The following is a 20,921-nucleotide window of genomic DNA, read 5'->3' on the forward strand; positions in this document are numbered from 1 at the left end:
AGCAACGCACGCAATGCAGAGTCTGGTGTCGGATGGTATCCTTGCCAAGTTAACCAACGAGGATTGTATGAAGTTCCCAACAAAAGCAACTGTAGTAAGGACGACGATCGCCGGCGCCGTGGCGCTGGTTCTGGCCGCCGGCGCCACCGACGCGCAGGCCGAAGACACCATCAAGATTGGTCATGTGGCGGCCACTTCCGGCCCCATCGCCCACCTGGGCAAGGACAACGAAAACGGCGCCCGCATGGCGGTCGATGAGCTCAACGCCAAGGGCGTGGTCATCGGCGGCAAAAAATACAAGATCGTGCTGCAGGCGGAGGACGACGCCGCCGATCCGAAGCAGGCCACGGCCGCCGCGCAGAAACTGGTGGACGCCAGGGTGCAGGGCGTGATCGGGCACGAGACGTCCGGAACCTCGATTCCGGCCTCGCGGATTTACTACGACGCCGGCATCCCGCAGATATCGCCGTCGGCCAGCAACCCGCAGTACACGCGCCAGCGCTACAACACCACCTTCCGCAATGTCGCCAACGACGAGCAGCTGGGCGCCGCGCTGGCCCGCTACGCGATGCAGCAGGTGAAGGCCAAGCGCATCGCCGTCATCGATGACCGCACCGCCTACGGCAAAGGCCTGGTCGATGAATTCGTCAAGAACGTCAAGCGCGGCGGGGCGGCGTCCGGGTCGAGCATCGTGTCGACCCAGTTCACCAACGACAAGGCCACCGACTTCAGCGCCATCCTGACGGCGGTCAAGGCGACCAAGCCGGATATGATTTTCTTCGGCGGCATGGACGCCGTGGCCGGCCCGATGCTGCGCCAGATGAAGCAGTTGGCGATCCCGATCAAATTCATGGGCGGCGACGGCATGTGTTCGGACTCGGTGCCGCGCCTGGCGGGTAACGCCATGAGCGACGGGCAGGTGATCTGCGCGGAGGCGGGCGGGGTGGAGCCGTCGCAGGAAAAGGGCATGGCCGATTTCCGCCTGGCGTACAAGAAGCGGTACGGAATCGACGTGCAGACGTACGCGCCGTACACCTATGACGCGCTGATGACGATGGTGGCGGCGATGCGCAAGGCGGGTTCGCCCGATCCGGCCAGGTATCTGCCGGAGCTGGCGAAGATCCAGTACAAGGGAGTGACCGGCAATATTTCGTTCGATGCGCGTGGCGATGTGAAGGATGGCGTGCTGACCATCTACACGTTCAAGAATGCGACGCGGGAGAAGCTGGCGGTGGTGAAGTAAATCGGTACGGGGTCACTTGAATGACCTCGGAGACACGTAGGGCGGATTACGGCGTTCCGCCTAATCCGCCCTACGTGTTTTAGAACATATCAAGCGCCCGGTGGACCGCCGCCTGGTCCTGGCCCGCCTGGCCCGCCAGGCCCCATGCGCGGACCGAAGCCGCCGCCTTCGCGCTCCGACGATGTGCCGCCGGCGCCGCCGAAACGGTACGACAATCCCACATAAAACACCCGTCCATCGAACCGCCTCGTGCTGGTCTCGCGCAAGGTGCTGCTGTTGATGACGGTCTCCATCTTGTTCTTGTCCAGCACATCGGTGACGTTGGCCACCAGGCTCAGTTGCGACGTCAGCGCGTGGCGCGCGCTCAGATTGAGCGTGCGGTTCGGCGAGCGGTAACCCTGGCCCGACAAGGTCTTGCCCATCATCTGCAGCGCCATCTGCATCTGCGTGGCGGCGCTGTATTGGTAGTTCAACCGCAGCCGGCCGCTCAGCGAATTGGCGGTGCGCGTGCTATACGCGCCGGTGTCGTCCTGCGACCGCTGCTGGCTGCGCGCCAGGTTGCCGCTGGTGTTGATCGTCAAATTGGGCAGCAGCTTGCCGCTGACGGTGAATTCCAGACCGCTCGAGTGGCTGCCTTCGCCGTTTTGCTTGGTGGTCAGCAGCACGTTGTTGGCGATGAAGTAGCGGTAGTCGACGATGGCGTCCGAATCCTCGCGGTAGTAGGCGCGCAGGTTGGTCTCCAGGCCGGCGACCTTGGTCTCGTAGCCCACTTCGAACGAATCGGTCTTGGTCGGCATCAGCTGCGGATTGCCGGCCGAGACGTTGAATTCATCGCGGTAGACCTGATAGGGATTGAGGTCGTTGGCGCCCGGGCGGCGGATGCGGCGGGCATAGGCGAAGCGCATATTGGCCGTGTCGTTGACTTTATAGGTCGCGAACAGGCTGGGAATGAAGTTGACGTAGCTGTTCTTGTCCTCGGTTCCGCTGGTGATCTGGCGCATGTCCATGTCGGTGTACTCGGTGCGCAGGCCGGCCAGCGCGCCCCAGTTCTCGCTCAGGCGCATCTGGTAGGAGCCGTACAACGCCAGCACCGTCTCGTCGACTTCGAAGCGGTTGGTGCGCGCCGGATTGACGATGGCGACGGAAGTCAGCGGATCGATATCGGTGTACAAGGTGTCGAAGGTGCTCTTGGTGCTGGCCGCCTTGTAGCCGGCTTTGGCCGAGCCGCCCCACAGCGGACGCTCGTAGTCGCCGGTGAAGTCGACCACCTTGATGGTGGTGTCGCTGTGCTGGAAGGCGCGCGTATCGGCAAAGCCCGGGGTGGCGTAATCGTTGGCGTAGTTGCTGTCGTTTTCGTTGTCCGACGAGGACACGCGCAGGTCGATCTTCAGCGATTCGCCCGGCAGCTCCCCTTTGTGGTCGTAGCGGCCGCCCCAGCTGTAGTTGCGGCTGTCGCCTTCGCGCGCGGTCGAGCGCACGTAGTCGCTGGCCGGGCTGAACGAGGTGGCGCCGTTGATGTAGCGGTCGGTGCCGCGCTGGTCGTTGGTGCGGCCGTTGTAGGAGGCGCTGGCGGTCAGCGTGTCCGTCTGGTTGAGATTGTAGCTGACGGTGCCGTTGGCGCCGACCATGTCGTTGAGGCCCTTGCCGACCGACGACTGGCTGCTGTGGACGAACTCGCCGGTGGACCGGTCGAGGCGGTCGCGGCTGACCTCGGCGGTGGAATTGCGGCCGTCGTGGCGCACGTTGAGGCCGCCCTGGAAGCCCCAGGCGCCTTCGTTGTAGCTGCCGTTGACGGCGCTGTTGTAGCGGCCGTCCTTGCCGGCGTTGGCGTTGACGGTGCCGAAGCCGCCCGGCTTGCGGTTGCGGCGCATCACCAGATTGAGGATGGGCCCGCCGCCGCCTTCGTTGCCGAACTGCGCGCCGGGGTTGTTGATGACCTCGACCGACTCGATATCGTCGGCGCCCATGGCCTGCAGCGCGGCGCCGCGGTTCTCGCCCTGGAGCATGGCCGACGGTTTGCCATCGACCAGGATCTGTACATTGCTGCTGCCGCGCAGGGTGACGGTGCCATCCGGATCGACGGCGACCGACGGCACGTTGTTGAGCGCGTCGGCGGCGGTGCCGTTGGTGCTCGAGACGTCGGATTTGACGTCGTAGACCTGGCGGTCGATGCGGTTGGTCGGGCGCTCGCCGGCGACGGTGACGGACGGCACGACGGCGGTCTCCTTCGGGGGCGTGGCGGTGGTCGAGTTCGGCTTCGCGGCGGGTTTTTCAACAGTGTTTTGGGCCAGGGCGCCGAGCGGGGCGGCCAACAGCACGCCGAGCGAGCCGCCGGTGAGGCACTGGGACAGGAGTTTCTTTTGCTTCTTTTGCATGAGGCTGGCGGGCCGCCGGGCGGCGCCGTCTTATTTGACGTTGGAAGCCTGCTATTTTACAGAAGGCCCATGCCAATTATTGCCATTTACAAATCTTTACCAATATGAAGCTTGCGGAAACAAGCAAACCGTTGTTTCCCGGAGTACCCGCCAAAACCCCCGCTCTGTCTTTTGGTGGAGTCGAATCGTGTCGCTGGCGCAAGGTGGGCGCGATAAAATGGCGGCAAGGAGAATGACCATGGCACAAGGCGTCGCACGCATCGGCAGGGATATTTATAAGACATCGATCGAGGTCGGCGGCCACGCGCTGACCGGCGACGAGCCGCCGCGCAACGGCGGCGCCAACGCCGGGCCGGCGCCGTACGATTTCATCCTCGCCGGGCTCGCCTCGTGCACCGCGATCACCTTGCGCATGTACGCCGATCGCAAGCAGTGGCCGATGGAAGCGGTCGACGTGGCGCTGCACCTGGCGCCCGCCGCCGACGGCGCCTTGCTGATCAAGCGCGTGCTGACTTTCCACGGCGCGCTCGACGCCGATCAAAAAGCCCGCATGGCGGAAATCGCCGAGAAGACCCCGGTGACCCTGACCCTGAAAAGCGGCGTGCGCATCGATACCAGCGTCGCCTGACGGCCCCGGCCCTCCATCCCGTCTTGAACTAGATCAGCAAATCCCGTCAGCCTGAAGTGGAACCAAATCGAGCTGTGCCTCGTCTAACTGAGGCAAGTTGAACCATACCCATGGTTTTTGTTCGATTCGATGTTCTTACCAAAGGGCTTGATATGAACCTGACTAAACTTCTGGCGGGACTGCTTGGCGCGGCCGCCGGTTGCAGCGCCACCGCCTCGCCGCCCGCCGCCAACGGCGTCATGGAATTTCCCAACGTAAGTGTTGTCGCGCAGCCGACGCCGGGCGACCGCGCGGTGTCGCCGCGCGCCGGCATGATGGGATACAAGGACCCGGCGACCGGCAAGCTGACCGGGCCGACGGCCCAGCAGGCGGCCGCGCTGACCGCGCCGCCCACGGGCGCCGCCACCACCGGCGCCGCCTCCAAACCCGTGCCGACCCGGCCGCCACACGGCGGCGTCGCCGTGATGCTCGAGCAGCGCCACGAGCGCTACGCCCTGGCGCGCAAGGATGCCGCCGGCAAGGTCACCGAGACGTGCGAAGCGGACAGCAAGCCGGGAGAACATCATGAAAAATAAACTCATCGCCCTCTGCGGCGCGCTCGCCATGCTGTGCTCGGCCGGCAGCTGGGCCGCCGCCACCATCGCCATCGTCAACGGCGATCCGGCCGGCGTCGGCTTCAACGACCCCACGCCGGTGGCGCCGGTGGGCGGCAACACCGGCACCACCCTGGGCGCGCAGCGCATCAACGCTTTCCAGAAGGCAGCAAGCATCTGGGGCGCGACGCTCGACAGCAGCGTGCCGATCCGCGTGCTGGCGACCTGGGAGGCCTTGCCCTGCAACGACACCGGCGCCGTGCTCGGGTCCGCCGGCGCCTTGCAGGTGTTCGCCAACTTCCCCGGCGCGCCGCGGACCAACGCCTGGTACGGCGAGGCCGAGACCAACAAGCTGGTCGGCTTCGACGCCGATCCCGACCTGCCCGAGATCCGCGCGCGCTTCAACGTCAATCTGGGCGAGCCCGGCTGCTTCACCGGCTCGCCGTTCTATCTGGGACTGGACAACAACCACGGGCCGCTGACGGATCTGGTGGCCGTGCTGCTGCACGAGTTCGCGCACGGCCTGGGCTTCCAGACCTACACCGACGACGCCACCGGCGAGCTGCTGGCGGGCATCCCCAGCATCTGGGATTATTTCCTGCTGGATACCGCGACCAACAAGTTGTGGAAGGATATGACCGACGCCGAGCGCGCCGTGTCGGCCAGGCGCGCCGGACGGCTGGTGTGGAACGGCCCCGTCGTCATCGAGGCGGCGCGGATCGTGTTGCGGCCAGGCACGCCGCTGTTGACGATCCTGTCGCCGTCGCGGGTGGCGGGCATCCGGCGGGTCGGGGTGGCCCAGTTCGGCCCTCCGCTCGGCAGTCCGGGCGTCACCGGCGAGGTGATGCCGGTCATCGATACGCCGCCCGACACCGGCTTGGCGTGCGCGCCGTTGTCGGCGCCTAACGCCCGCGCCGTCCGGGGCAAGATCGCGCTGATCGACCGCGGCGCGTGCACGTTCGCCGAGAAGGTCGGGAATGTGCAGGACGCCGGGGCCGTGGGCGCCATCATCGTCGACAACGCCCCGGGCACGCCGCCGCCCGACCTGGCCGGCGACGATCCGTCCATCGTCATTCCCGCGGTGAGGATTTCGCTGGAGGACGGCGCCGTGCTGAAGCAGGTGCTGGCCACGCGCTCGCGGACCAATTCTGGCCTGTTCGTCAACCTCGGCGTCAATCTGGCGGTGCGCGCCGGTGCCGATCCATCGGGCAGGGTGCTGATGTACGCGACCAATCCCAATCTGCCCGGATCGTCCGTGTCGCACTACGACATCAGCGCCATCCCCAACCAGTTGATGGAGCCGTCTATCAACGACGACCTGTCGCACGAGGTCAAGCCGCCGCGCGACCTGACGTATCCCTTGCTCAGGGATATAGGCTGGTAGACAGGCGCCAAGTTCCCGCGAACACGCCGCAGGATCGAACACGCCCGGGCGGTGCGTTGGCGTACATACCAAGGTGGCGTCCTTGTCTACTCTTTCCCCAGTCCCGCTGAATAGAAAGAGCGTCCATGGCAGCCCCCAAGAACAAGCAAATCAACGACCTTCTGCGCAAGGTCTTCGGCATCGAAGCGCTGCGCGACGGCCAGCGCCACGTCATCGACAGCGTGCTGGCCGGCCAGGATACACTGGCCGTCATGCCGACCGGCAGCGGCAAGTCGTTGTGCTACCAGCTGCCGGCGCGCCTGCTGAAGGGCGTGACGGTGGTGGTGTCGCCGCTGATTTCGCTGATGAAGGACCAGGCCGAGAAGCTGGAGGAGGCGGGCATCGCCAGCGCCGCGCAGATCAACAGCAGCCTGTCGCGCGGCGACGAGCTGGCCGCGCTGGAAGGCATCGAAAGCGCCGACAAGGACATCGTCTTCTGCACGCCGGAGCGGCTGGTGACGCCGGAGTTCCTGGCGCTGCTGAAGAATACCGAGATCGCGCTGATGGTCATCGACGAGGCGCACTGCATTTCCCAGTGGGGCCACGATTTCCGTCCGGCCTATCTGGAGATCGGCGCCGCGCTCAATGCGCTGGGCCGCCCATTGGTGCTGGCGCTGACCGCGACCGCCACCGACGGCGTGATCGCCGATATCCGCGCCCAGTTGGGCAGGCCGCGCATGGCGGTCATCAACACCGGCATCTACCGCCCCAATCTGCATTACCGCGTGCGCCAGGTGACCAATCCGGGTGAAAAGGACGCGCAGGCGCTGCAACTGGTGCGCGAGACCGCCGGCGTGGGCATCATCTACGCCGCCACCGTCAAGGCGGCCGAGGAAATGCACGAGATGCTGCGCAACGCCGGCGAGAGCGTGACGCTTTATCACGGCAAGTTGAAGGCGGCCGAGCGCAGCGAAAACCAGAACCTGTTCATGAGCGGGGAGCGCCGGGTGATGGTGGCGACCAACGCCTTCGGCATGGGCATCGACAAGAGCGACACGCGTTTCGTCATCCACCTGCAAGTGCCCGCCAACCTTGAGGCCTACTATCAGGAGTCCGGCCGCGCCGGCCGCGATGGCCTCGACGCGGAGTGCACGCTGTTGTACTACCACGCGGACAAGCGCCTGCAGCAGTTCTTCCTGATCAAACACTATCCGTCGGCCGAGGAACTGCGGGCGGTGTACGAGGCGGCGGTGGCGTCGGAACAGATGACCTTCACCGACGCGGATCTGAAACCGCGCCTGGAGCAGCTGCCCGCGAGCCAGTTGAAGATCTGCCTGAAGATGCTCAAGGACGGCAAGCTGCTGAAGCGGAACAGCAAACTGGCCTATCTGCTGACCAAACAGCCGAAAGGTCCGCCCAAGATGGCGGAGTTCGAGCGCATGGCGCAAGTCTACGTCGACAAGCATGAGCGCGACCGCGAAGGGCTGGAGCAGATGGTGGGGTATGCGCAGAGCGGCTACTGCCGCTGGAAGCTGCTGCTGGATTATTTCGGCGACCTGTCTCCGGGCTTCGAGCGGTGCTGCAAGTGCGACAACTGCCTGTCGCCGCCGTCGATACAGGACGGCGGGCCGCCGCTGGCGGCCGGCGCCGACGCTGCTTTGCCGTCCGCTCCGATCCCGGCGCGGCTGAACGCTATGGGATCAGCTCAAACAGCAGCAGCTGCGTAACCTGGTCCTTGCCGAAATTGTCGTCCGAGACCAGCACCAGGCTGGCGTGGCCGTTCGGCAGCACCGGGCCGAGGGAAATGCCTTCCAGGTTGTCCACCCTTGGCAGCTTGAGTTCGTTCACGTCCAGCACCAGGCGTTTTTTCAGCAGCGTGTAGGCGGCGCCGTTGAGCGTCGCCAGGTTCTGGATATCGCTGGCGCCGTCGGTGGTGATTTCGTAGATGCGGACGAAATCCTGATAGGTGCCGTCGTCGGCCTGCACGCCGGAGCGCTCCATCACCAACACCCGGGTGCCGCTGAGGGCGAGGATCTCGGAGATGCCGTTGTCGGCGAACTTGCCTTTGCCTGGCGAAGCGGGAATCGCATCGAGCGGGTAGGCGTATTGCCCGAGCACCTTGCCGTCGCGGCCGAAGTGCGTGATGCGGTTGACGGCGCCGGTGCGCGGGTCCGGCAGCGCGCCATCCTGGATCATCGGTCCCTCCATCGACACCCACAGCGAATTACCGTCCGGCGCAAAACTCAAACCCTCGAAGCTCTGGTTGTTGCGCGGTCCGGCCTTGCCGTCGGCGGGAACGCCGAACATCGCCGGCAACGGCAGCTCCGACAGGAATGTGCCATCGGCTTTGGCGTGGCGCACGAACGGCGGCAGGCCGGCGGGCACGTCGCCCTCGCTGGTGTACCAGATGCTGCCGTCGCGCGGGTCGACGCGGGCGGACTCGAAATCGGGCACCACGCCGCCGTGCCGCTTGAAGTTTTCCTTCGACGGATAGGCCTTGCCATCCGGCTGCAGCAGCGTGACGACGCTGGTCAACTCGACGGACTTGAACGATTTGTCATCGTACGCGAACCGCGCGCGGTAGTAGCGCGCCGGATTGTGCTCGGAGCGGTCGTCGGAGATCATCACCCAGTCGCCACGGGCGGCGTCGTAGTCGATGCCGGACAGGCCGCCCACCATCGTGCCCTGGAACTGCACGCGCCAAGGCAGCCGTTGCTCGCCGATCAACCGCATCGACGAGACGGTGTCCGGCGTGGTTTTGGTCGCCGGCAGCTGGGCGCAGCCGCCCAGCGCCAGAAGCAGGGAGAGCGCGCCGGCGAGGTTGCGGCCGGTCCGGTGCGATAAGTTCTTAGCCTTCATATTCTCTTGTCGTGAGCAGCAAACCCAGCAGTATAACGGAGCCGGTGCTACCCCCGCCGAATGCGCATCATCAGGCCGGCCGCGAGGGCCAGCAGCGCGGCGATCCACAGCGGCAGCGCCGCCAGTTGCGGCGGCCCGGCCGGGGCCTGCGCCAACGCCTTGGAGGCGCTGAAGCGCGGTACCTGGTCGAAGTCGCGGAAGCCGTAGCCGCCAAGGCAGGTGGCGGGACAGGGCTTGCGTTCGTCGCCCAGCGCCGCCAGCTGGATCGCGCGCTGGAAGTAGTCGCGCAGCCGCACCTGGTGGCGCTGCACCTCCGCCATGAACAACTGGTGGCGCGCGCCGTCGTTGCCGGCGATGCCCGACAGGGTTTGATACACCAAGGTCACCGGACTAAATGCGATCGCCTGCTCGAACAGCTGCTGCTGGCGCATCCTTGCCCGTTCAAACTGGCGGTCGACGCCGGACATGATGCGTTCCAGTTCTTGGGCGCGCTGCAGCCGCGACACGCTGGACGAGACCTTGGAGAGCGGCGTGACGGACGGCTTCCATTCCGGGTGGCTGTCGTAGAAGCGTGCCAGGCTGCCCAGTTTATCGGCGTTGACCTGGTCGCCGGCGTCGCGCAGCGCCTGGACATAGCGTTCCCGCACCGGCACCGGTGCCCCCATCTGGATCGCGGCCGTCATCGCGCCCGGCAGCAGCACCGCCAGCATCAGCCATGCGCCGAAGCCGGCGAAAGCGGCTGTCATGCGGTTGCCGCACACGGCGCAAATGACGATGGTGACGGCCGCCCAGAACATCGAATACAGCAGCACCACGCCGGCCCATGACGCCAGGGCGGCCATGCCGGCGCCATCGGCCGGGATGATGCCGGCGGCGAGCGACCCGATGCCCACGGCCAGCACCAGCAACATGCTCGCGGCCATCGCGCGTGCAGTCACTTGCGCCGCCAGCATGCGGCCCAGGCGCACACCTTGCAACTGCAAGGCGCGCAGGCGGTGACTCTCGCGGTCCTGCGTCAGCACGGAGGTGCTTAGCGCGAGCAGAATCAGCGGCCATAGATAAACCACAAAGAACATCAGATCGAAACGGCCGACCGCCAGGCGCCCCGGATGCTCGATCTCCAGCGCGGTGCGCGCCAGCTCCATCGATTCCGCGCGCACGCGGACGTAGGCGGGCAGAAGATCGGCCTGGCCTATCGCCAGCGCCGCGCCGGGGACCTCCGGTTTGCCGGCGAAGCCGACATGCGCGCGAAAGGCGTAGCCGCGCACGTCGACCGGCGTCTTGTACCATTGCTGGGCGCTGAACTCGCGCGCCGCCGGATCGGCGAAGTAGCGCCGCGCCAGCGCGTTGGCATCGGCGCGCGCGGTGACTTCCTGCGCGGCGGCGTCGGCCACCGCGCGTCGCTGGTCGCGCTCGAAGCGCGCGCCTTCGAACAGGCCGAATCCGGCCAGCGCCAGGGCGACCAGCACCAGCGCGATCGTGCCGCGCTCGCGCAACTGGCTGCGCAAGTCGTAGGCGATCAATGTGTACATCTGTTTCATCGTAAGTTTCCGCTACGTAGATGGCGCAAGCCGGCGCCGCACAGCAGCAGGCTTGCGATGAAGAGGGCGAACAGGGGCAAGACCTGGCGCAGCGCCAGCGCCTTCAGGTCGAGCGCCTCGAAGGTGAATCTGAACGGCGGTATCTTGTCCCATAGCGCCTGGTCGCCGTCGTGGCGCACGCCGTTGTGTTCCGGGTGATCGGTGATCGCCTGGTTCAACACATCCTGCATGCGGCGCCGCTGCCGTTCCGCGCCATCGATGAACTGCAGGTGGTGGTGGGTGTCGCTGCCCGCCGCCGCGCTGGACAGCCCGGCCATCGCCACCGCCGGCGACAGCCACCCGGCCAGCGATGCGGCGTCGCTTTGCCGGCGCATCGCGTCGAACAGGCGCCCGTAATGGTCGTCGAAAATGCGGTCGCCGTGCTGTTCGCCGCGTTGCAGGCTGATGCCGGCCCAGTTGACCGGCAGATCCTTGACGTCCTTGACACCGTATTCGCGCAGCAGTTGCTGCTTGTCGCGTTCCGCCTGTTCGGGATCGTCCGGCATGCCGAGTTCCGCGTCCATGCCGGCGCGAAACTGCTGCATGGTCGGCAGCGGCGCCGCCATCCGCGACAGTTCGACCGCCGCGCGCGGAACCACCAAGGTGGTCGCGGCCCACACCCCGATCAAAATCGCGAGGCTGGCGCGCAGTGTGGAGGCGCGCGCCGACACGGCCGCGATCAAGGCCGCCCAGGTGCACAGGTAGACCAGATAGCCGGCGCCAAACAGCAACGCGCGTGGCAAGCCGTCGCTGAACGGACTGCGCGCCTGCAGCGTCCATTCCAGCACGCCGACCGCGATGCAGGCCGGCAGCACCAGCACCATCGCCAGGCAAAGCAGCACCGCGCCGCGCGCCAGCGCCAGCGCCCCCAGCGGCGCGGCGTTGATGCGCAGCGCGGCCAGCGTGCCGCGTTCGCGCTCCGCCGCGAACATGCCGAAGCCGAGGAATATCATCGCCATCGGCGCCAGCACCTGCAGCACGAAGGCGGGGTTCAGCCGGAACTGGCGCGTGACACCAGGTTCGTCGTTGGCCGGACGGTAGACCAGTTCATTCTGTTTGTGCGCCTCCAGCCACACGCTGGCGCCGACGTAGTGCTCGATGCCCGGGTCGAGCGCCGCCAGCGCCGACAGCGGCTTGAAGACGTAGACGCCATAGTGGGCCGCCGAATGCGGGTACTTTTTGCCCTGCTGCGACCAGCGTTGTTGCTCCGCCTGTTGGGCGATGGCGCGGCCTTCCAGCGTGGCGCGCAGCTCCATCGACGACAACAGCGCCGCGCACGCGGCCAGCGCCAGGCCGACGCCGATCACCAGCCACACGCGCCAGTCGCGCCGGCGCTCGCGCCAGTCGGCCTGCCAGGCGCCATGCAGCGCCCGCAGCCACCGTTGGCGGTTCGACCGGGCGTCCCGCGCGTCCACTTCAGGCGCGGCCGGCGAGGATGCCAAGGTAGTTGCGTTCAAGTTCGCCTGCATTCAGATCTCCCAATTTCCATTCACCGGCCAAACGGCCTCCCACCAGCATGCCGCAGCGGTCCGCCAGCTCCTGCGCGCGAAACAGATCGTGCGTCGCCATCAGGACGGCGGCGCCGTCGTCGGCCAGCGTCCGCACCAGCTCGCCGAAGGTCACGCTGGCTTCCGGATCGAGGCCGGACGTGGGCTCGTCGAGCACCAGGACCTGCGCGCCCTTGGCCAGCGCCATGACGATGCCGACTTTTTGCCGCATGCCTTTCGAATAGCCGGAGGCCATGCGGTGCCAAGCGTGTTCCGGCAGGCCGGCGCGTTCCAGCAGCGCTTCGATCTCCTCGCGGCGCGGCTTCCTGCCCAACAGGCGCATGAAAAACTCTACGTTCTCGACGCCGGTGAGGCGTTCATAGAGCGCGACGTTCTCCGCGATGTAGGCGGCGTGCCGCACCGCCGCCCGCGCCGGCGGCAGGTTGGAGCCGGCCAGGCGGATGCTGCCGGCGTCGGCGTCGACGAATCCCAGCAGGCAGCCGATGGTGGTGGACTTGCCGGCGCCGTTGGGGCCGAGTAGCGCGTAGATTTCGCCGCCCCGCACATGCAGGTCGAGGCCATCGACCACGGTTCTGCCTTCGTAGCTTTTGCTTAGTTTTTCGATGTGTATCATCCGTTCTCCGTGCTGAATCCTAAAAAAGGTAACGCATCTCCGCGAACAGCGTGCGGCCCGGGTAGGGATGCATCTGGTAGGCGTGATTGTTGTTAAGGTTGTCGATGCCGACGGCCAGTTCGGTACCGGCGAGAGGCTTGAACAATAGCCGCATATCGACCTGGCTGACACGCGAGATGGCGCCGTAGACATCGGTGTTGTAGTCGGAGTTGTTCATTTCGTTGTACTGCCGGCCGGAATAACGGTAGGTCGCCGAGGCGCTCCATTTCGCGCCGGGCGCGTAGGTCAGCGTGGTGGCGCCGCGCACGCGCGGCACCCGCGTCCAATCCTTGCCCACCGACGGCTGGTAGTTGGCGTTTTCCAGTACCGTCGATTTGCCGAAGGCGATGTTGGCATCGGCGCTGAGCCCGCGCACGCCCAGTTGGTCGATTTGCGCCACCAGCTCCAGCCCGCGCGTGCGTACCCGGCCCACGTTGGTGACATTGGTCACGTTCGGGAATACGTTCAGATTGAGCTGGCTCCAGATGGCGTCGCGCACGTCGTCCTGGAACAGCGAAGCGCGCAGGGTGCCGAAGAACTGCCGCTGTTCGGCCATGAGCTCGAGCGCGTTCGACCGTTCCGGCTTCAGATCGGGATCGTTGACGACGATGGCGCTGCCCACGGCCGTACCCTGGAACAGTTCCGCGACGGTGGCGAAGCGCGTGCCACGCCCGGCCGACAGGCGCAAGGTGGTATCTGCCGCCACGTCCCAGCCCAGCGACAGCTTCGGCGACCAGGCCTGGTCGCTGCGGCGCGGGTAGTTTTGGGTGGCGCCGGGGAGGCGTTGCGCGCCGTTCCTGGCCTGCCACGATTCCGCGCGCAGGCCGAGGATGGCTTGCCATTGGGGGGCGAAGCGCCAAGCATCCTGGCCATAAAGCGCCACGATGCGCGTCTGGCCGCCGATGAACTGCGTCTCCGGTCCGACCGCGTTGCGCCAGTCGGCGGTGGCGCGGGTGGATTGTTCGAGTGTGTAGTCGTCCGCGTGCAGTCCGACGGTCAGCGCGTGGGCGCCGCCGGTCCAGTCGCCGGCGGCGGGCGAGTAGGTGGCTTGCAGGTCGAGCGAATTGAAGCCGCTGCCATCGCGTACCACCGCGTTGCCGGTGCCGCCGCTAGCGGCGAACGGATCGGCGCTGCCGGCGTTGCGCTGCACGTCCTCCAGGATGCGGTAGGCGCTGGCCGACACGCTGGCGTTCCAGCCGTTGCCGTTGCGGGTCTTGACGGTCACGCCGGTCTGCGCGTGGCGTTCATCCCGCGTGTAGGGCGCGAAGGCGCCAACGGGAATGACGAAGATGTTGGCGCCATCGCTGACCCGCCCGGACCAAACGGTATTGCCGGCGGCGTCGCGCAGGAAGCTTTGATTGCGCGTTACGCTCTCGTTGCTCCACCAGGCGACGAAGCCCTCGGCGCTCACGGTGCGATTGAAGTCGTAGCCGAAAGTGGCCTTGACGGTGTTCTGCTTCGTATGGTCGATGGCGCCGGCATTGGCGCCGAAAATCGCCCGCCTCGTGCCGAACGGGCCGGTGTCGTAGCGGATGCCGGTGACCGGCGTCGCCGCGCCAGCGCCGGACGGCGCCGCGAAGACCCCGGCGGCGTTGGCGGTCGCCGTGTAGTAGCCCATCGGCTGGCTGGTCGAGTCCTGGTGGTTGACCATCAGCTTGTACCATAGGCCCGACGCCAGCCTGTCGCCGATCAGCGCCGACCCTTGGTAGTTGCGGTAGTGGTCTTTTAGGCCGTACTGATCGAAGGACTGGTCCTGCACCGCCACCCGCACCGAGCCTTCGAATTTGGTCGGACGGCTGGTGGTGACGGCGATCGTGGTGCCGATGGAGTTGCCCGGGTAGAGCGCCGAGAAGGGGCCGTATAGCACATCGACCCGCGTCATTTCCTCGGGCGCGATCATGTTCCAGCGGGGCGCGTCGAAGCGGCCGAGGAAGTTAGACAGCAGGTAGCCGTCCATCGTGACCAGCGCGCGCGGCGCCTGCGTGGTGGAGAAACTGCGCCCGCCGACCAGCGCGTTGCGGTCGCCGCTATAGCGCTTGCGGATGGTCATGCTGGGCATATTGCGCAGCGCGTCCTCGGGATTGAAGATGTTCTGCTGCCGCCGCAGCTCTTCCTGGGTCTTGGTGACGCTGGTGGTCGGCAAATCGGGGTCGAGTGCGCCGCGGGTGCTGTTGATGGTGACCGTCTGCATTGCCGCGTCCGCGGTGGTGTCATCCGCGTAAGCGCAAGCGCCGGTGGAAAGCGCGAGCGAGATGGCGGCGGCCAGCGGCCTTGTTGTTGTTTTCATTGAGTGGAGGGTAATAAAGGAATCAGGCGTGCGCGGGTTCTGCTTGTTCTTCGTCTTCTTCGCGGCTCCAGTCCGGGAAGGGATCGCTATAGCCTCGCCAAGTGAGCATGCCGGCGGCGAATTCGACGTCGGTCAGCACGCAGGCATTGAAGGCCGCTTCGATCGCCGCGCGGCTCATGCCGCGGCCGATGAATACCAGCTCGTTGAGACGGTCGCCGTACGGCTCCTCCCAGATCGCCTCGATCGCCTGCCGGTCCGGATCACCCGGCGATGGCCATTGCGCCTTGTCGCTGGCGGCCCACCATTGGCCGACCGGTTCCACTGCGGCGATGCGGCCGGCGCGCGAGTACGCGACCGCCCAATCGGGCCGGCTGGCGAGCCAGATGTAGCCCTTGGCGCGGATCAGGCCGGGCAGAGCCTCGTCGAGGAAGGCGTTGAAGCGGTCCGGGTGCAGCGGTTTACGATGGCGCAGTACGAAGCTGTCGATGCCGTATTCCTCGGTCTCCGGCATGTGATCGCCGGCCAGTTCGCGCGCCCAGCCGGCCATCTGGCTGGCCTGCTCCAGATCGAATTTTCCGGTGCCCAGTATCGTATGCAGCGGCACGTTGCCTTTTTCGGCATGGACGATGGTCGCCGTTGGATTGAGCGCCTTGATAACGGCGCGCACCTCCGCCAGATGGGCGGGACCGACCAGGTCCGATTTGCTGACGACGATGACGTTGGCGAATTCGATTTGCTCGGACAGTAGCGCCGCCAATGTGCGGTCGTCGCCTTCACCGGCGGTCTCGCCGCGTTGGGCCAGGAAATCGGTGCCGTGGTAGTCCTTCAGCAGGTTGAGCGCGTCGACCACGGTGACCATGGTATCGATGCGGGAGACGTGGTTCAGCGAGTCGCCGTTTTCATCCTCGAAATCGAAGGTGGCCGCCACCGGCATCGGTTCGCCGACGCCGGTCGACTCGATCAGCAAATAGTCGAAGCGGTTTTCGGCCGCCAGCTTGCGCACCTCCAGCAGCAGGTCCTCGCGCAGGGTACAGCAGATGCAGCCGTTGCTCATCTCGACCATTTTCTCCTCGGTGCGGGACAGCGCGGCGCCGGCGTTCTCCGCGCCCTTGCGCAGCAGGGAGGCATCGATATTCACCTCGCTCATGTCGTTGACGATGACGGCGACGCGCAAACCCTCCCGGTTGGCCAGCACGTGGTTGAGAAGGGTGGTTTTGCCGGCGCCGAGGAAGCCGGAAAGCACGGTGACGGGGAGCCGGTAGTCCGGACGGGCGGCGGGGGAAGTGATAGACATGGGACAGCTCGCTGAAAAGGCGCGGACGCGCAGGATCGATTTATGCAACGGATTAATGCAATTGAGTTGCATCATAAATCCGTTCGGGAGTTAATGCAACTATGTTGCGTTAACTATTTTGTCGTCTTGTTACTTTTTCGGCGCGCAGTGTGGGCAGGTGCCCTTGATCAGGAAGTCGATTTCCTGGCTTTGGAAGCCGTCCGGCAGTTTGATTTTGCGGGGCAGGGCGACATCGGTGAAGCATGTCACTTCCTCGCATTTGGTGCACTGGAAGTGCGCGTGTTCGTGCGAATGGTGTCCGGCCCCGGCGCTGAAGCGCCAGACCTGGTCGGCGCCGGCGATGCGGTGCACCAGTTCATTTTCGGTCAGCCATTCGAGCACGCGGTACAGCGTGACCGAATCGAGCGCCTCGTCCGACAGGTGATCCTGGATTTCATGGTGGGTCAGGGATTTTCCCTGGCCCAGCAGGAAGTCGAGCACCGTCACACGCTGCCGCGTGACGCGCGCGCCGGTGGCGCGTATCAGCGTTTCTGCCTGGTCTGTGGTGGAGGTTTGCATCATGAACGGGATTTTACCAGTTCTGACAGCGCGCCGCATATCCGGCGGAAGTAGACTTTTTGATCAGATCGCGTGCACCGCGTGCAATCGATCGATAATCGACGACTTCAACGCCGCCAGCGCGACATCGCCGCGTCCGCGCGGTCGCGGCGGCGGCTGGAACTCCGTCACGGCCGGCGATCCCACGCCATCGAGCAGGATGATCCGGTCGCTCAGATACAGCGCCTCGTCGATATCGTGCGTTACCAGCAGCACGGTCAGTTCGCGCTGGCGTGCCACCTTGAGCAGCAGATCCTGCAGTTTCATGCGCGTGAAGGCATCGACGGCGGAGAATGGCTCGTCGAGCAACAATACCCTTGGATGGCTGAATAGTCCGCGCGCGATAGCGGCGCGTTGCGCCTGGCCGCCGGAGAGTTGTTTGGGCAGTGCTTGCGCTTGTTCGTGCAAGCCGACCTCCGTCAACAGGCGCGTCGCCAGCTTTTGGGCGGCGGCGTCGTTGTCGCTGTCGAAGGCGACGTTTTGCGCCACCGTCAACCAGGGGAAAAGGCGCGGTTCCTGGAAAATGAAGCCTATATCGCGGTGCACGCCGTCGAGGGGCTGGCCGTGAAGCTTGATCTGTCCTTGAAAATTCCTATCGAGGCCAGAGGCGATCGACAACAGGCTGCTTTTTCCGCAGCCGCTGGCGCCGATCAGGCTGACCACTTCCCCTTGCCGCAGACCGATGCCGACATCGCGCAGCACTGTGCGGTCGCCGTAGCGTTTTTCGGCGATGTGTATGTCGAGCGCGGGACTGATGTGCTTCATGCGCCACCCGCGCTGGAAAAGCTGTCGCGCCAGGCCAGGCCGCGCCGTTCGATGGCGGCCATCAGGCTGTCGCTGATTTTTCCCAGTATCGCCAACAGCACGATCGCCGCCAGCACGATGTCGGCGCGGCTGGTTTCGCGGCCGTCCGACAGCAGGTAGCCCAGGCCCTTGCTGGCGGCGATCAGCTCCGCCGCCACCATGAACATCCACGCCAGACTCAATCCGTTGCGCAGGCCGGTGAGGATGGACGGCATGGCTGCCGGCAGCAGCACGCGCCGTGTCAGCGCCACGCCGCCCAGGCGATACAAGCGCGCCACTTCGATCAGTTTGCGGTCCACGCCCCGTATGCCGGACGACACGCCCATATACACCGGGAAGAAGGCGCCGATGGCGATCAGCACCACCTTGGGCGCCTCGTCGATGCCCAGCCACAGCAGCAGCAGCGGCACCCAGGCCAGCGAGGGAATGGCGCGCAGCGCCTGGAAGGTCGGATCGAGTATCGCCTCGGCACGCCGATTGAGGCCGACGGCGGCACCCAGCAACACCGCCAGCGCGGCGCCGACGCCGAAGCCGGCCGCCACGCGCACGGTGCTGGCGCCGATGTGGCCCAGCAGGCCGCGCGCGCCGAGATCGGCCAGGGTCTGCAGTATCTGCGTCGGGGCGGGTAGCAGATTGGATGGAATCCAGCCGGCGCGCGCGCCAACTTCCGCGGTGATCAATACCGTCGATGGCAGCAATAGCCCAAGCAGGCCACGCGGGATCTGTCGCGGGCGCCGCTCGCGGGGCTTGCGCGGGGAGGGCGCCGTGGCGGATACATCGAAATCGGTTTGCGCACGCGCCGCCAGTTGGCTGCTCATATCCAGTCAGCTCCTAGACGCGGGCGATGAACGGTTGTGCGAAGCGCGTGTCGACCAGATCGAGTATGGTGCGGTCCAGATCCGTGCCGCTCTTGACCAGCGCCTCGTCGCGCAGGATGGGCGCGGCGACCTGCAATGCCTTCACATGCTCGCTGCCCGGCTGGGGATTGGTGAAATCCGTCCTCAGCTTGATTTGCAACAGCGCCACCGGCAGCGACACCTTGGCTTCCTCAGACAGTATTTTCGCCGCCTCGGAAGGGTTGGCGCGTATCCACGCGCGCGCCTTCTCGTAGGCCTTGATCACACGGCCCAGTTCCGCCGGATGCGCGGCCAGGAAGTCTTCGCGCACGTTGAGGAAGCCATAGGTGTTGAAGGCGACGTTGCGGTAGATAAGACGCGAACCGCTTTCCAGTTCACTGGCCGCCATGTGCGGGTCCAGCCCCGCCCATGCATCGACTTTGCCTTGCTCCAGCGCCGCGCGGCCGTCGGCATGCTGAAGGCCGACGTGTTCGATATCACTGCGTTTCAGGCCCGCCGTCCGCAAAGAGCGCAGCAGGAACAGATAGGGATCGGTGCCCTTGGTGGCGGCGATCTTTTTACCCTTCAAATCCGCCAGGGTGCGCAGGTTCGAATCTTTGCGCACCACTAGCGCCGTCCACTCGGGTCGGGAGAATATGTACGGCGTTTTGATCGGGTTGCCGTTGGCCTTGGCCAGCAACGCGGCCAGGCCGGCGCTGGAGCCGATGTCGATGCTGTTCGCGTTCAGGTATTCGAGCGCGCGGTTGCTGCCGGCGCTGAGCACCCAGCGCACGCTGGTGCCGTCGGCCTTGAATTCATCTTCGAGCCAGCCGAAGCGGCGCAGCACCAGGCTGGCCGGCGAGTAGTAGGCGTAGTCCAGGCGCAGCTCCTTGAGCGGCGCGGCGCCGAACACCAACGGAGAGCTGCCACCAAGGGTGGCAAGGGCGGCGCCATTGGCCGCCAACTTCAGTACAGTCCTGCGCTTCATGGTTTCCTTCGGATAGGCGTGATGCAAGCAGTATTGCATCGGCGCCTTCCGTCGTACACGAAGATATCCGGCTTTACATATCCGGAAAACGCATCAGGCCAGCGCCTCGGCGGGGCCGAAGAACTCATAGTGCGTCTGTGCCTGCGGCACGCCCAATTCCAGCAGATGCGATTTGACGGCCTTCATGAACGGCGTCGGTCCGAGGAAGTAGGCGTCGACGTCGCGCGTCGCCGGCAGCCATTCGCCGAGGCGCTGCCGATCCAGATAGCCGGTGGCATGCGGCTGCGGGCCGGTATCGGTGGCGGTTTCGTAGCAGTAGAAGCGTTGGAGCTGCGGATATTCGCTCGCCAGGGCGTCGATCTGGTCGCGGAAGGCGTGCACGCCGGCGTGGCGCGCGGCGTGGATGAAGTGGATGGCGCGGCCGGTGGACAGGGCGCTCGTCAGCATCGCCAGCGTTGGCGTGATGCCGACGCCGCCGCTGATCAGCACCAGCGGTTTGTCGCCGTCCTTCAGCACGAATTCGCCGGAGGGCGGGAACAGTTCGATGCTGTCGCCGACGTTGACTCGATCATGCAGGAAGTTCGACACGGCGCCACCGGCCTCGCGCTTGACGCTGATGCGGTAGTTGGCGCCATTGGCGGCCGCCGACAGCGAGTATTGGCGGCGCGCCTCCTCGCCGTCGATGTCGACGGACATGCCGATGTACTGGCCCGGCTTATGGGCGACAACGGCGCGGCCGTCGGCCGGTTCCAGCACAAAGGAGGTGATTTCGTCGCTTTCGGCCTTTTTGGAGACGACCTTGAATGCGCGGGCGCCGCTCCAGCCGCCCGGCGCGCGGGCGTTTTCATCGTAGACGTTTTGTTCGGCGCCGGCCAGGATGTCGGCCAGCTGGCCGTAGGCCGCCGCCCAGGCGTCGATCACGGCGTCGGTCGCGGTTTCAGCGCCGAGCACTTCGCGGATCGCCTTGAGCAGCGAGGCGCCGACCAGCGGATAGTGCTCGCGCTGGATCTGCAGCGAGACGTGCTTGTTGACGATGGTCGAGACCAGCGGTCCGAGTTGTTCCAGGCGATCGATATTGCGGGCGTACATCAGCACCGCGTTGGCCAGCGCGCGCTGCTGGTTGCCGTCCTGCTGGTTGGCCTGGTTGAAAAACGGCTTCACCTGCGGGAAGTCCCGAAACAGCGTCAGATAGAAATGGCGCGTCAACGCTTCGCCGCCTTGCTCCAGGATGGGTACGGTCGCGGTGATGATGGCTTTTTGTTCTACGCTCAGCATGATGGTCTCTCGTCGTTGGGAAGGGGTGATGTAAAGAAG

Annotated in this window: 17 protein-coding genes; 5 read left to right on the plus strand and 12 right to left on the minus strand. The window is 65.7% G+C overall.

The window, feature by feature from the left end:
- Window positions 1-67: 67 nt before the first annotated feature.
- On the plus strand, window positions 68-1,243 hold the full coding sequence (locus AC07P1_RS15170) for a branched-chain amino acid ABC transporter substrate-binding protein (protein WP_494696603.1): 1,176 nt from the start codon (window positions 68-70) through the stop codon (window positions 1,241-1,243).
- Window positions 1,244-1,332: 89 nt separating this feature from the next.
- On the opposite strand, the gene AC07P1_RS15175 is transcribed toward AC07P1_RS15170, so the two are convergent.
- Complete coding sequence (locus tag AC07P1_RS15175; RefSeq protein WP_494696604.1) at window positions 1,333-3,618, minus strand: TonB-dependent receptor domain-containing protein; 2,286 nt, start codon at window positions 3,616-3,618, stop codon at window positions 1,333-1,335.
- Between the two features lie 238 nt (window positions 3,619-3,856).
- Here AC07P1_RS15175 and AC07P1_RS15180 point away from each other — a divergent pair, with 238 nt between their 5' ends.
- The 4 genes from AC07P1_RS15180 (at window position 3,857) to AC07P1_RS15195 (ending at window position 7,929) form a co-directional block, all read left to right on the plus strand.
- Window positions 3,857-4,246 carry an OsmC family protein gene (locus tag AC07P1_RS15180; protein ID WP_494696605.1) on the plus strand — a complete coding sequence of 130 codons (390 nt, stop codon included), beginning with the start codon at window positions 3,857-3,859 and terminating at the stop codon, window positions 4,244-4,246.
- Window positions 4,247-4,398: 152 nt separating this feature from the next.
- The gene (locus AC07P1_RS15185; protein WP_494696606.1) at window positions 4,399-4,821 is read left to right on the plus strand and encodes a post-PEP-CTERM-1 domain-containing protein; all 423 of its coding nucleotides are present in this window, start codon (window positions 4,399-4,401) and stop codon (window positions 4,819-4,821) included.
- Window positions 4,811-6,223 carry a PA domain-containing protein gene (locus AC07P1_RS15190; RefSeq protein WP_494696607.1) on the plus strand — a complete coding sequence of 471 codons (1,413 nt, stop codon included), beginning with the start codon at window positions 4,811-4,813 and terminating at the stop codon, window positions 6,221-6,223. Before AC07P1_RS15185 ends, AC07P1_RS15190 begins: the two co-directional genes overlap by 11 nt.
- 125 nt (window positions 6,224-6,348) lie before the next feature.
- Complete coding sequence (locus AC07P1_RS15195) at window positions 6,349-7,929, plus strand: RecQ family ATP-dependent DNA helicase (RefSeq protein WP_494696608.1); 1,581 nt, start codon at window positions 6,349-6,351, stop codon at window positions 7,927-7,929.
- On the opposite strand, the gene AC07P1_RS15200 is transcribed toward AC07P1_RS15195, so the two are convergent.
- The 11 genes from AC07P1_RS15200 to hmpA all read right to left on the minus strand — a co-directional run bounded on the left by AC07P1_RS15200 (window position 7,895) and on the right by hmpA (window position 20,882).
- The gene (locus AC07P1_RS15200; RefSeq protein WP_494696609.1) at window positions 7,895-9,061 is read right to left on the minus strand and encodes an esterase-like activity of phytase family protein; all 1,167 of its coding nucleotides are present in this window, start codon (window positions 9,059-9,061) and stop codon (window positions 7,895-7,897) included. The genes AC07P1_RS15195 and AC07P1_RS15200 overlap by 35 nt on opposite strands.
- 47 nt (window positions 9,062-9,108) lie before the next feature.
- Window positions 9,109-10,602: a DUF3526 domain-containing protein gene (locus AC07P1_RS15205; RefSeq protein ID WP_494696610.1), complete on the minus strand. Its 1,494-nt coding sequence runs from the start codon at window positions 10,600-10,602 to the stop codon at window positions 9,109-9,111.
- Window positions 10,599-12,098 (minus strand): DUF3526 domain-containing protein, encoded by a 1,500-nt coding sequence (locus AC07P1_RS15210; protein ID WP_494696611.1) that lies wholly within the window; start codon window positions 12,096-12,098, stop codon window positions 10,599-10,601. Before AC07P1_RS15210 ends, AC07P1_RS15205 begins: the two co-directional genes overlap by 4 nt.
- Window positions 12,058-12,762: an ABC transporter ATP-binding protein gene (locus AC07P1_RS15215; RefSeq protein ID WP_494696612.1), complete on the minus strand. Its 705-nt coding sequence runs from the start codon at window positions 12,760-12,762 to the stop codon at window positions 12,058-12,060. The genes AC07P1_RS15210 and AC07P1_RS15215 overlap by 41 nt, the downstream gene beginning before the upstream one ends.
- A gap of 19 nt (window positions 12,763-12,781) precedes the next feature.
- Window positions 12,782-14,992, minus strand: coding sequence for a TonB-dependent receptor (locus tag AC07P1_RS15220; RefSeq protein ID WP_494696613.1), 2,211 nt, complete (start codon window positions 14,990-14,992; stop codon window positions 12,782-12,784).
- Between the two features lie 118 nt (window positions 14,993-15,110).
- On the minus strand, window positions 15,111-16,382 hold the full coding sequence (locus tag AC07P1_RS15225) for a GTP-binding protein (RefSeq protein ID WP_494696614.1): 1,272 nt from the start codon (window positions 16,380-16,382) through the stop codon (window positions 15,111-15,113).
- Between the two features lie 129 nt (window positions 16,383-16,511).
- Complete coding sequence (locus AC07P1_RS15230) at window positions 16,512-16,943, minus strand: Fur family transcriptional regulator (RefSeq protein ID WP_494696615.1); 432 nt, start codon at window positions 16,941-16,943, stop codon at window positions 16,512-16,514.
- Window positions 16,944-17,003: 60 nt separating this feature from the next.
- Window positions 17,004-17,744 carry an ABC transporter ATP-binding protein gene (locus AC07P1_RS15235; RefSeq protein WP_494696616.1) on the minus strand — a complete coding sequence of 247 codons (741 nt, stop codon included), beginning with the start codon at window positions 17,742-17,744 and terminating at the stop codon, window positions 17,004-17,006.
- A complete protein-coding gene (locus AC07P1_RS15240; protein ID WP_494696617.1) occupies window positions 17,741-18,601 on the minus strand; it encodes an ABC transporter permease in 861 nt (286 codons plus the stop codon). Before AC07P1_RS15240 ends, AC07P1_RS15235 begins: the two co-directional genes overlap by 4 nt.
- Window positions 18,602-18,614: 13 nt before the next feature.
- Complete coding sequence (locus AC07P1_RS15245) at window positions 18,615-19,607, minus strand: aliphatic sulfonate ABC transporter substrate-binding protein (RefSeq protein ID WP_494696618.1); 993 nt, start codon at window positions 19,605-19,607, stop codon at window positions 18,615-18,617.
- Between the two features lie 93 nt (window positions 19,608-19,700).
- Window positions 19,701-20,882 carry an NO-inducible flavohemoprotein gene (hmpA, locus tag AC07P1_RS15250; protein WP_494696619.1) on the minus strand — a complete coding sequence of 394 codons (1,182 nt, stop codon included), beginning with the start codon at window positions 20,880-20,882 and terminating at the stop codon, window positions 19,701-19,703.
- Window positions 20,883-20,921 lie beyond the last annotated feature (39 nt).

This window comes from Duganella sp. GW821-FHT07F09 (assembly GCF_059418705.1).